General features: G+C 39.6%; 4 protein-coding genes. All 4 read left to right on the forward strand.

Annotated features, from left to right (window positions below):
* The coding region (locus tag DXB52_RS15260) for a sigma-70 family RNA polymerase sigma factor (RefSeq protein WP_243024362.1) at window positions 1-597 on the forward strand (597 nt) is incomplete at its 5' end.
* A gap of 3 nt (window positions 598-600) precedes the next feature.
* Window positions 601-855 (forward strand): helix-turn-helix domain-containing protein, encoded by a 255-nt coding sequence (locus tag DXB52_RS15265; RefSeq protein WP_002322727.1) that lies wholly within the window; start codon window positions 601-603, stop codon window positions 853-855.
* Window positions 856-1,227: 372 nt separating this feature from the next.
* Entirely contained in the window at window positions 1,228-1,431 is a 204-nt protein-coding gene (locus tag DXB52_RS15275) for an excisionase (RefSeq protein ID WP_002322728.1), read from the forward strand.
* 77 nt (window positions 1,432-1,508) lie between these two features.
* Window positions 1,509-2,699 (forward strand): site-specific integrase, encoded by a 1,191-nt coding sequence (locus DXB52_RS15280; protein WP_032684686.1) that lies wholly within the window; start codon window positions 1,509-1,511, stop codon window positions 2,697-2,699.
* The last annotated feature ends 142 nt before the right edge of the window (window positions 2,700-2,841 follow it).

Here is a 2,841-nt window from a genome sequence, read left to right on the forward strand (position 1 = left end):
TATGTTTTAGCTTTAAAGGCTCGTACAGACTATATGTTTTGTGCGGGCTTTTTTCATACCCGAAAAAATTTAAAAAATTTTTCAAAAGAGGTCATTAAATCACACCTAGCTGTCCTTATATGGTGCGGAAAGAGGGATAAACACTTTTCAAATCATAAAGGAAAGGAGGTGAGATTGATGAAACCGTCTGACTTCCAGAAAACAGTTCAATGTCGTTTTGAAAGTTGTTTAAAGAAAGTTGTCCGTAGTGTCGTGAAAGATTATTACAAGGAATTAAACCGTCGTAAGAATAAAGAAATATCTTTCAGCGAATTGCCAGATGTCCTTGTTGATAAAATGGCTGTTTGGGACGACTACGAAACAGATTATACAATCTTTTCAGTATGTGGCATTGATATTCGTGTCCTTGATGATGAATTGGCAGAAGCCTTGAAGAAACTTCCAGAAAGAAAACGCAATACTCTGTTGATGTATTACTTCTTGGAAATGACAGAAAGTGAAATTGCCAACTTGCAGAAAATCACGCAAAGCGGTGTATTTAGAAACCGACATCACGCTTTGGAAACTATGAAAAAAATACTCAAGGAGGAACATTAGAAAATGAAACAGTTATTTAAGAAACCGTCTTATTACTTGATTTCATCAGCTATGGACGGAAACGAAAAAGCGATTGAAAAATTACTGGCATTTTATGACCCTTACATATCAAAGTGCTGTTTGCGTTCACTTTATGATGAATACGGCAATGTTTATATCGTTGTAGATATGGAATTAAAAGGACGTATCAGAGAAGCACTTATCAAAATGATTTTAGGTTTTGATATTGAAGATATGGACTTAGAACCAGAAGAATAAGCAGTTTTTAGCGGAGCATGATTTAATGTCCCCCTCTTTCCTGCTCTGCCACCTGCTTTTATATGAAAGCAACACGCTTTCGCCACAGCTCTTTGACAACTGAATAAAGCAGACAGATACGTTTGTGAGATGGCGAGCCACGGGGACTGTACGCCACGACCTTTTCAAAAGAAAGCGAGCGACCCACGCAGTGATCCGAGAGCGACTGTTGGAAAAGTTGTTTTGCCACGACCTATCCTCACAGAATAATGATACGTCCGCATGGTGCGGTTCTGCCCACAAGAATGGGAATAGTTGAGATACTAATGGAGCTTTCCAAAGCCGTCTGCCTGCTTGTAAAAAACGACACACAGTAAAGGGGGTGCATAGATTATGAACAATACTGATGTGCCTATTTGGGAAAAATATACGCTGACGGTTGAAGAAGCGTCCAAATACTTCCGCATTGGCGAAAAGAAATTGCGTAAATTAGCCGAAGAAAATCTTGACGCTGGCTGGGTTATCGTGAACGGCAACCGTATTCAGATTAAGCGAAAACAATTTGAAAAAATCATAGATACATTGGACGAAATCTAATGTCATTGAGCCGTAGATATGGTATAATAAATATAGCGTATCACGGCTCGTTCCATGACGGAAAGGAGCTTTACACTATGTCTAATGTAAAACGAAAAGACAGTAAAAATCGCAATTTGCGTAATGGAGAGAGCCAGCGAAAAGACGGAAGATACGTTTATAAATATACCGATATATACGGAAAGCCACAATTTATCTATTCTTGGAAACTTGTACCGACAGACAAGACACCTGCTGGAAAGCGTGATGATATATCGTTGAGGGAAAAAGAAGCACAGATTAAAAAAGACCTTAACGACGGTATCGATACAGCAGGCGGTAAAATGACAGTCTGCCAGCTCTACGACAAGAAGAACAGCCAAAGAAAGAACATCAAGAGGGCTACTGAAAAAGGACGACAGTATCTTATGAACGCTCTGAAAAATGACCCATTGGGTATGAGGGCGATTGATACTGTTAAGCAGTCGGACGCTAAAGAATGGGCTATCAGAATGAGCGAAAAAGGATACGCCTATAAAACGATTGATAACTACAAGCGTTCCTTGAAAGCGTCATTTTACATGGCGATACAAGACGACTGTATCAGAAAGAACCCGTTTGAATTTAAGCTAAGTGATGTTCTGGAAGATGATACGGAGCAGAAAGTTATCCTTACACCAGAGCAGGAAGAACGCCTGCTTGCCTTTATGGAAAAGGATAAGATTTACAGCAAGTATTATGATGAGGTTGTGCTTCTGCTGGAAACGGGACTTCGTATTTCTGAATTTTGCGGACTAACGACGCATATTGATATGCAGAACAGAATACTCAATATAGACCACCAGTTATTGAAAGACAGCGAAATCGGCTACTATATTGAAACGCCAAAGACCAAAAACGGAAAACGAGAACTTCCATTGACAGAACGGGCTTATCAAGCAATCCAAAGAATACTAAAGAACAGAGGAAAGGCACAACCGTTGATTGTAGGTGGTTATAGCAATTTCCTATTCTTGAACCGTGAGGGCTTACCTAAAGTTGCAGGAAACTATGAGGGCATGGTGCGAGGACTAATTAAGAAGTATAACAAGTATCACACGGACAAGTTACCGAACATCACACCACATTCATTCCGACATACTTACTGTACGAATATGGCAAACAGAGGAATGAACCCAAACACCCTGCAATATCTTATGGGACACGCTAACATAACCATGACACTTGGCTATTATGCACACGGTACATTTCAATCTGCAAAAGCAGAACTGGAAAGACTGGCTTGTTAATATCGGAGCTTATATTTACTACTCATTTACTACTTTTGGTTGCATTTTCATGCTGGTAAATGCCAGCTTATGCAAGGTATCTTCCAAAAAGAAAATACCGATAAAGCCCTAAAATACGGGATATATCGGCATTTACCAACTT

It is taken from the genome of Ruminococcus sp. OM04-4AA, from assembly GCF_003462585.1.
GTDB lineage: Bacteria > Bacillota > Clostridia > Lachnospirales > Lachnospiraceae > Mediterraneibacter > Mediterraneibacter faecis.